This window comes from Halobacillus sp. (assembly GCF_049282395.1).
Taxonomy (GTDB): domain Bacteria; phylum Bacillota; class Bacilli; order Bacillales; family Halobacillaceae; genus Halobacillus.
The window spans coordinates 1-6,408 of sequence record NZ_JBAPTY010000134.1 but is presented as its reverse complement, the minus strand read 5'-3'; the positions used below and the strand labels follow the sequence as shown (position 1 = coordinate 6,408).

Genomic DNA, 6,408 nt, shown 5'->3' with positions numbered 1-6,408 from the left:
ATCGCCAGAGAGGCAAAAATGACGACGGGAAACAAACAGGAGAGAGCCTGCTGCCAGCCGAAAAAAACGAGTTGTTTCAAAGCTCTCATGAACGCCACCTCCCGCTGCCGTCCTGCCTACCCCTCATCGTCTTCCTCGCTTTTATATTCCAGAATATCACCAGGCTGGCACTCTAATGCTTTACAAATAGCCTCTAAGGTTGAAAATCGCACGGCTTTTGCTTTGCCATTCTTCAAAATGGATAAATTCGCCATTGTGATGCCCACCTTTTCTGATAGTTCTGTCACGCTCATTTTCCTTTTCGCGAGCATGACATCAATATTAATGATTATCGCCATGTAACCCACCTCATACCGTTAAGTCATTTTCTGATTTGATAGCTATGGCATTATTTAATAGCTTTTGAAGAACGGCCGTAAACACTGCAATGACGAGTGATGCAAACACAATAACCATCCCAATCACGATCACACCGGGAGCATCATCCATTTCTCCTATTAAATAGAAGAAAGGCATGGCTGCCATATACACGATACTTATGGTAACGGCACTGAATTTAATTTTCTTCAAGGCTTTAACAGAGGAGTTTGAGAATGCATGGTCCTTATCAATGAAGCTTAAAAGCTTCAGAGCCTGATACAGGGCAATAAAGAACGGAATCACCGCTATATACATAGCACCTAAAACAGGATAAATGAACGAAGCATATTCAGTATTGGAGGCTTCCTTAGCGATCGAGGGGAGCGCAAATATACACAAAGCAAGCACAGGAAGTCCTATGAGAAATACAGAAATCTTCAAAAATAAAGTGGATCCTTGCTTCATAACAGCACCTCGTTTAATTTATTGTTCTTACCATCATAATTCACTATTTATCGTTTTACAATAAATTTTTATCGATAGTAACCTTTCCATTCTGACAAAAATATAGAGCATTCTTCATGACGAAGAAATGCTCTATTCGCGTCCATCCTAATTAAACTGTCCGTTCTTATTTTTTAGGCTTTGTTAAACCTCAGTGTTGATCTTAAAGTAAAGCTCCCGTTTGTTGAAGACTCAGTTTCGAGATATCTCGTGAGAGAGTTAGGTCCTGCGGGGAACGACTCGCTTTCCGTGGGCATGTGCTGAGCCTCCTCAAGCTAACGCTTTCCGGGGTCTCACCGATCATGTTTATCCCACAGGAGACTCCCCGTTCCCCTACGGACCTTGCGATATATGGAGCTCGAAATCTCTTTTCGAAACGTGCAGGTTTATGATGGAGATAAACTTCTAACAATAAGCGTGTGCGTGTAGATAATTCCCGCTATATAAGCATTTGAGGCGGATCAAGCACTCATCTATCGTCTATAGAAGGATCCGTTCACTCTTCAATCATAGGATGGCGAAGGAAACAAGGATACTCCCGCGGGAGTAGGAGCTAGGCGAGACCCCACAGGGAGTGACAGCGACCGAGGAGGCTTGCCAGGTTCCCCCGTAGGAAAGTGTTCAAATGTGGATTCACCCCGACAGACACGACCAGCATAAGCCGACCATCAAAAGGATTGCGGTTTTTCAATCCGTTGATGAGCGGCTTATGTCTCGAGTGTCTGGGTGATGGAACAAGACGAGTTGTTTCCGTAGCCAGCCCCTCTCTATATTTGCAACGGACCCAGATTATCTCGAAAATGAGTCTTCCACAATCTGATCCTTTAGCTGAACATTTTGCTTATAAATTAAAAAAGCCTAAAGGAGGGGGGCTGGATATTCGGTAGTCCTGAAACATAAAAGGTTAAACAATAAAAAAGAAAGCCTGCTTTTTAAAGCAGACTTTCTATAAATCCCATTATTGATTAATATACATATCCACACCAGGACCGAAAGGAATGCCAAGCAGTGCAAAGGCAATCAATAATACGACCCATATTGCGAAGAAGATAATGCTGTAAGGCAGCATGAGGGAAATCAATGTCCCTAATCCAGCTTTCTTATTGTACTCACGCATAAAGGCAAGAACAACAATAATATAGGGGTTCATCGGTGTAATAATGTTTGTTGAGGAATCGGCAATACGATAAGCTGCTTGAATGAATGCCGGGTGATAGTCCAATAGATAGAACATTTGCAGAAAGATCGGTGCTTCAAGCGCCCATTGGGCTGATCCACTGAAAATCAGCAGGTTCATAAGCGCAGTCAGCATAGAGAAACCGACTACAACTGGCAATCCCGTCATATTCATTGCTTCTAGAGCATTCGCACCGCTTACAGCTACCCATGTCCCGATATTGGTCCAGTCAAAGTAAGCAATAAACTGCGCAGCTGCGAAAATCAAGACGATAAATCCGGACATGTCTTTCATCGCTTCACTCATAAATCCAGAAATGTCACGAGTAGATTCGATCTTTTTAACCGTCACTCCATAGGTGATACCAATGGTAATAAAGAAGAATAGAATAATCGGAACAATTCCATCTAAGAATGGAGACGGGATGATACCGCCCTCTTCATTCCTTAAAGCGGAACCAGGCCATGCAAGAGCAATAATAAGGATAGCAATAAAGACTAAGCCTGATATAACTGCATTTTTGAATCCTTTTTTCTCAAGAGTCGTGCTTGCTTCCAATTCATTTTCAGAACCTTTACCTTCATATTTTCCTAAGCGGGGTTCAATAATTTTTTCAGTTACCAGGGCCCCTGTAATAGAAAGGATAACGACAGATACAATCATGAAATACCAGTTATCTACAGGAGTTACGACGATGTCAGATCCAATACTTTCCATAACCTCTGTTGAAATTCCAGAAAGCAGGGCGTCTGTACCAGCGATAATGATGTTGGCTGTAAAACCGGAACCTACGCCTGCGAAACCGGCAGCTAAACCAGCCAGCGGGTGACGTCCGATTGTGTAGAAAACCATAGCAGCAAGGGGCGGAACAATAACGAAAGCCGCATCGGAAGCCAGGTTTCCTAATATTCCGACAAATATAACCGCATAAGTGATTAAAGAATTAGGTGCTTTTAGTATCGTACTTTTAATAGCTGTTTCGAGTAAACCGACTTTATCCGCAAGACCAATTCCTAACATCATAGCCAATACCAGGCCAAGTGGTGCGAATCCAGTAAAATTATCAAGCATGGAGGTTAGAATGTATTCCAGCCCATCTCCTGAAACCAGACTCTGAATGGCCACTTCTTCTCCCGTACCAGGTTCTTCTACCGTTACACCAAATAGTGAAACAACCCAGGAGAATAAAATCGTAAACCCGGCCAGATACACAAATAACATAAACGGCTCCGGCAGCTTGTTTCCTGCTCTTTCAATAAAGTTTAAAAACCTTGCCATTCCTTTGCTCGACTGTTCAGTGTTGTTACTCATGTGCTTCACCCTTCCAATTAATTTGGGAAATTTTCCTTAATACTTCCGTTTTTAGCCAAAAACTGTGTAAACGTCATAAGTCTAAAGGGAAAGGAGGAGGTCCCCTCCCCTTAAAAAGGGAGGAATTGAAAAACCTTCCTTGGCCGGCCGCGTTCACCGGATTGTGTTTCACCGGCTTGCTCTACAATGCCGACACGTTCCATTTCGGATAAGATCCGTCTTCCGTTACGTTCTGTACTTTTCAACCATCTGGAGAGATCCTGCGATGAAAATTGTTCTCGTCCATAATGTTTCACATAGGAGACGATCTTGGAGACGACAGCTGGGCTGAGGTTTGCATCTTTCAGCTTCTCTTTCCAGGCTTGCCCTACATCGGTAGTCTGGTAATCAATCTGTTCTTTCTGCTGTTTAAGCGAAATCGATTGATCGTCATCGACCACCAGGATAACCGGTTCTTTGTACTCTTTAACGTGACGGAAGCCAATTCTTACGTGCTGCTCTGCCTGAAGGACAGTTTCGCCAAACCCAATGGATACTTTAGCTTGAAGGTTTGTCTGAAGGCGGATATCCTGAATCAGGGTAAATAAATCGGCTTCTGATTCATGGCTTAGTTCTCCGCGTGTTGTGAAAATGAAGAATAATCCATCACCCATCTGCATAACGGATCCATTGGTTTTCTCCGCAATGGAGTAAAGCTCGCGTCGGACGTCAAGTTCCTGATACTTCGTTTTGAAGGAATAATAAAGTTCTTCTAAATGATCAGGGTCCATATTAATCCGAAAGCCTATGACAGCTACCTGTGAATTACGGTAGAGATTCGTCTGGGCCCGTTCTTCAAGAAACTGGATAATCAGCTTAATGGATAAATAAGATGGAGTCACACGAAAAACCGGGATCCCTTTATCTTTTAGTTTCTGGTAAACATATTTGATAGAGGTAATAACGACTTCCGTTTTCCCTTCTTCATATAATTGAGTGTGATAGTGAGCGAGTTCATCAGAACTTTGTCCACTCTTAAAAGGATAATTATAATAGGATAAATCCTGAAGCTGATAGTAAGAAAGAATCTTTTCAAACTCTTCACTTTCAATCGTATCGATACCGACTTTCCGGTACACTTGGTTAGAGGCCAGTTGAGCTTCAAGGAGAATCCCGAAGAAGCTCGCTCCGTGAAGGGGAGGATAGGCTCCTTCATTTTCGGTAATCAATTCATTTTCGATCGCGTACGTATAATTCAAAACGCCTGAGAAAAACCATTGATCAACTTCATATCGGTGATGAGTTAAAATGTCGCTTACTTCTGATAGCTGCTCATAGGAATAAGGAACAAATGTGATTGTCTCAAATTCCTTGGCTACATACATAATTTGTTGCAAGGAGTCATGAGGAGCAATTACTCCGATCGTTGTTTTCATGGCTTTTCACCTGTTTCAACTTTTAGATATTCGGCCATTACTCTGGCACCTTTGGCCAGATCTTCGTTGGACGCGTATTCTTTCGGGTGATGGCTGATCCCTTCTTCGCAAGGAATGAAGAGAAGACCAGACGGCCATTTTTCGGCCATATTCATAACATCGTGCCCGGCACCGCTATCCATTTCCATAGAGTTTAACTGGAGTTGGTCTACTACTTTTGCGAGCTTGCTTTGAAGATTCGGATCTAAAAATACGGAGTTATTGTTCACAAGGGTGTTGACGTGAACCTGTATTTTACGTTTAGCTTCAATTTTTCTGCAAAAAGATTCAATTCGATCCGCCAGCTCTTTTTTCAAAGTGTCGTCCACGCTGCGGATATCAATTCCAAGCTCTACCTGACCCGGAATGACGTTCATCACATTCGGATGAAGATGAACGGTGCTCACGGTCGCTACCAGAGGCACGACTTGCTCTTCATTCATTTGGTTAGCTTGTTCTTCTACAAACGTGATAAGCGGCGCGATAGCTGCAAAAGCATCGGATCGACGGTGCATCGGTGTTGTCCCTGTGTGGTTAGCCATTCCTTCAGCTGTGATCTGCAGACGAATCGGACAGGCCACCCCGCGTACGATTCCGATATCAGCTCCGTTATTTTCAATCTGAGTACCTTGTTCAATATGAAGCTCTAAAAAGCTTTCTAATTCTTTCTCGTCTTTTCCAGCCTGATCGATTGTATCCCAGGATAAGCCGAAAGATTCAACTGCTTCCTTAATGGTGATACCTTCTGCGTCCTCAACATCGGCCACATCATCTTTATCGAGTAGTCCGCTGACAGCTTTACTGCCAATCGTGGATACTCCGAATCTGGCTGATTCTTCTGATGCAAAACAAATGACGCTTATATTTTTGTGGGGAGTGTAATCTTCATCTTTCAGAAGTTTGATTGCGGCAAGGGCTGTCAATACACCAGCCACACCGTCGTACCCTCCGCCGGAACTCACGGTATCGACATGAGAGCCGAGAGCGACAACTGGAGCCTCATTATCCGTCTTCCAGTCTGCCCAAATGTTGCCGGCCTGATCGGAGTGAACATCCAGCCCAAGGTTTTCAGCAATTCGGCTGAAGGCCTGGTGGGCTTGTTTTTCTTCTTCCGTGTAGCTTAGCCGTGTAAATCCATTTTCATAATCCATCTCGTCTGTGAGATTTAATTCAAGTAGATGTCGATTCAGCCATTCCTCTAAGTTAGTCAAGTAAATGCCCCCCTTTTATGATGTGAATGTACGTATCCAGTGCTGTGGTTAAGACCTCTTCTTCAAAATCGAAGGAAGGGGAATGGTGATTATCTGGTAAATGTGTGCCGAAGAGCATATAAGTTGCCTGACCGCCCTGCGATTGGACTTCATTCATCATGAAACTTGCATCCTCTGAGCCTGACACGCGAGCCACAGGGATCACTTCATGAATGTACGCACTAGGTTCGCAGACTTTTGAGATGTAGGAAGCAAGGGAATCATCGCAAATCATCTGCTCCGTTTCGCCTACGAAATCAATGTCTACATCGACCTGGTGCATGTCCGCTGCAGCCTGAATCATACGTCTGGCTTCCTTTTGCATATAAGCATTTATGGCTTTCGTTTCCCC

At 43.6% G+C, this 6,408-nt stretch carries 6 protein-coding genes and 1 pseudogene; all 7 read right to left on the bottom strand.

The window, feature by feature from the left end:
- Positions 1-89 (bottom strand): annotated as a pseudogene (locus tag WAM07_RS06335) (DUF817 domain-containing protein); the annotation flags it as partial.
- Between the two features lie 27 nt (positions 90-116).
- Entirely contained in the window at positions 117-338 is a 222-nt protein-coding gene (locus WAM07_RS06330; RefSeq protein ID WP_014642840.1) for a helix-turn-helix domain-containing protein, read from the bottom strand.
- Positions 339-348: 10 nt separating this feature from the next.
- On the bottom strand, positions 349-825 hold the full coding sequence (locus tag WAM07_RS06325) for a DUF2975 domain-containing protein (protein ID WP_422165699.1): 477 nt from the start codon (positions 823-825) through the stop codon (positions 349-351).
- A 997-nt stretch (positions 826-1,822) separates the two neighbouring features.
- Positions 1,823-3,352, bottom strand: coding sequence for an AbgT family transporter (locus tag WAM07_RS06320; protein WP_422165698.1), 1,530 nt, complete (start codon positions 3,350-3,352; stop codon positions 1,823-1,825).
- 110 nt (positions 3,353-3,462) lie between these two features.
- The gene (locus WAM07_RS06315; RefSeq protein WP_422165697.1) at positions 3,463-4,767 is read right to left on the bottom strand and encodes a hypothetical protein; all 1,305 of its coding nucleotides are present in this window, start codon (positions 4,765-4,767) and stop codon (positions 3,463-3,465) included.
- Positions 4,764-6,017, bottom strand: coding sequence for a M20 family metallo-hydrolase (locus WAM07_RS06310; protein ID WP_422165696.1), 1,254 nt, complete (start codon positions 6,015-6,017; stop codon positions 4,764-4,766). The genes WAM07_RS06315 and WAM07_RS06310 overlap by 4 nt, the downstream gene beginning before the upstream one ends.
- Positions 6,010-6,408: M20/M25/M40 family metallo-hydrolase (locus tag WAM07_RS06305; RefSeq protein ID WP_422165695.1), on the bottom strand; the 399-nt coding region annotated here is incomplete at its 5' end. The genes WAM07_RS06305 and WAM07_RS06310, both read right to left, overlap by 8 nt.

Bases quoted from the DNA above. Each gene is read 5' to 3' on its own strand.
- WAM07_RS06330 (WP_014642840.1), bottom strand. From the start codon at position 338: ATGGCGATAATCATTAATATTGATGTCATGCTCGCGAAAAGGAAAATG.
- WAM07_RS06320 (WP_422165698.1), bottom strand. From the start codon at position 3,352: ATGAGTAACAACACTGAACAGTCGAGCAAAGGAATGGCAAGGTTTTTA.
- WAM07_RS06315 (WP_422165697.1), bottom strand. From the start codon at position 4,767: ATGAAAACAACGATCGGAGTAATTGCTCCTCATGACTCCTTGCAACAA.
- WAM07_RS06325 (WP_422165699.1), bottom strand. From the start codon at position 825: ATGAAGCAAGGATCCACTTTATTTTTGAAGATTTCTGTATTTCTCATA.